Here is a 1,716-nt window from a genome sequence, read left to right as displayed (position 1 = left end):
CCCTGGGCACATCTGGACATTGCCGGCAACGCCCTCAAGGACAAAGCCCACGCCTTTGGTCCCGCTGGAGCGACTGGATTTGGGGCGATGTTGCTGGCCGAACTGGCTGCCCGTCCCTGAATAGGTCCATGTCCCCCTCGACTTCAGCCGCTTTGCAAACCGCTCTGATTGTAGAGAATTGAGGCAGTAGCGACGAACGCGAACTGCTCAAACAACTCAGGGCAAATATGTAAAGTTCAAGTCTCTATACAGCTCTGACAACCCACACGGCATTGGAAGGCCGTCCTGAAAGAAGTGTCCACTGAGAAAAAGGGAGCGTAGGGCCAGCGGGTTGTGCAGCTGCGGACAGGCCGCGCATGATAAGTGCCATGAATTACACCCGTTTGGGCCGCAGCGGTTTGAAGGTTTCCCGAATCGCCCTGGGCTGCATGACCTACGGTGATCCGCAGTGGCGCGACTGGGTGCTGGATGAAGATGCCAGTCGGCCTTTCTTTCAGCGGGCGCTCGAACTCGGCATCAATTTCTTCGACACTGCCGACATGTACAGTCTGGGACGCAGTGAGGAAATTACTGGCCGCGCCCTGTGGGAGCTTGCCCGGCGCGAGGATGTCGTGCTGGCCACCAAAGTCGCTGCGCCGATGGGACCGGGCGCCAACAATGTGGGGCTGTCACGCAAGCACATCATGGACGCAGCCCACACCAGTCTCAAACGCCTGGGCACCGATTACATTGATTTGTACCAGATTCATAGCCGCGATCCGTATACCCCTATGGATGAGACCCTCGAAGCGTTGCACGATCTGGTTAAGGGGATGTGACTAGCGGAAGAACAGAAATCCGCCCTTGGGTGCCAATGCACAGTTCAGCCCGTCTGAGTTAGAGTTGTGAGTTCAGCAAACTTGAATGGGTGAAAGCCAAGATTTGAATTAGGTGAACCAGGGACATCGTACTCCACACGGCAGACATACCTTGATCTTTTCCAGCCTGCCCAGGACCTGGGATCTGCGTCAGCCACCCCAAGTTTGCAGGCAGCAGCATCAACTGGCCCGAGACGGCCAGGACTACACCGAGCAGCCTCTGCCACATTGCCTCCTTATGGACGGGGACACGTTTCAGAGCAACAATCTGGTCCCCTACCCACGCCGCACACTCCCCAGGCAATTCCACCGCCCCCGCGCTCGGAAGCGGATTGAGAGACATTGTGCCCAGGCCGCCGTAGAAAGCCACTGACTCAGGCTGAATGGGCGGAAGAACTGCAACAGCGGGGGAGGCCCACGCTGACGGGGTGTTTTGGTAGCGTGGACGCATGACGCAAGATGAGACCCGCCATGATCCCGCAACCACTGCTGACGCGAACCAGGAGCCGACCAACGTGGAATTGCAGTTCATGGGCCGCGTTGACGCGCGCGCGGAACTGGCCGCCCGGGTCGAGGCCGAGAGCAGTGAAGCTGGAGCCTACAAGGAGCGCGGCATGGACAAGCACGATGTGGCCCTGAAAGGCACGATGGACGCCAGCAATCCCCCCAGCACCAACATGGGCGACGCCGACGGGGAGCTGACGCCCTGAGCTGATCTATTCAGCAGCATGGACCGGTCCTGCGAACCCGGCACATCCACACTGGAATGAACCCCCTAGAGAGGACCAACGGCCAAGCCACTTCGCCCCGACCAGCCGTTAGGCTGATCACAGCGCGAAGGAGCATTCATGCCAGGACG

General features: G+C 59.2%; 2 protein-coding genes. Both read left to right on the top strand.

Annotated elements, in window-relative coordinates:
- Nucleotides 1-368: 368 nt before the first annotated feature.
- Nucleotides 369-818, top strand: coding sequence for an aldo/keto reductase (locus FNU79_RS18885; protein WP_143722334.1), 450 nt, complete (start codon nucleotides 369-371; stop codon nucleotides 816-818).
- A gap of 488 nt (nucleotides 819-1,306) precedes the next feature.
- Nucleotides 1,307-1,567 (top strand): M-like protein, encoded by a 261-nt coding sequence (locus FNU79_RS18880; RefSeq protein WP_143722333.1) that lies wholly within the window; start codon nucleotides 1,307-1,309, stop codon nucleotides 1,565-1,567.
- The last annotated feature ends 149 nt before the right edge of the window (nucleotides 1,568-1,716 follow it).

Origin of the sequence: Deinococcus detaillensis (genome assembly GCF_007280555.1) — a bacterium.
GTDB lineage: Bacteria > Deinococcota > Deinococci > Deinococcales > Deinococcaceae > Deinococcus > Deinococcus detaillensis.
This window is presented reverse-complemented; position numbering and strand designations above follow the sequence as displayed.

What these genes read in the sequence shown, in the direction of transcription:
- FNU79_RS18880 (WP_143722333.1), top strand. Translation starts at nt 1,307, where the DNA reads ATGACGCAAGATGAGACCCGCCATGATCCCGCAACCACTGCTGACGCG.
- FNU79_RS18885 (WP_143722334.1), top strand. Translation starts at nt 369, where the DNA reads ATGAATTACACCCGTTTGGGCCGCAGCGGTTTGAAGGTTTCCCGAATC.